Below are 216 nucleotides of genomic sequence, written 5' to 3' on the forward strand. Positions count from 1 at the left end.
AGCATTCCGCTCACATGTGGTGCATTTCTGCACCTTATTGCGCTCGCTGGCGGCGTACCGCTCACATGTGGTGCATTTCTGCACCTTATTGCGCTCGCTGGCGGCGTACCGCTCCCATATGGTGCATTTTTGCACCTTATTGCGCTCGTTGGTAGCATTCCGCTCCCATATGGTGCATTTTTGCACCTTATTGCGCTCGCTGGCGGCGTACCGCTC

General features: G+C 56.0%; 1 protein-coding gene. It reads left to right on the forward strand.

The features are described 5' to 3' along the window. A partial coding sequence (locus tag SBI19_RS29470; RefSeq protein ID WP_317973087.1) for a hypothetical protein occupies positions 1 to 216 on the forward strand: 216 nt, incomplete at both ends.

The sequence above is a fragment of the Paenibacillus sp. CCS19 genome, assembly GCF_033239625.1.
Taxonomy (GTDB): Bacteria; Bacillota; Bacilli; order Paenibacillales; family Paenibacillaceae; genus Paenibacillus_T.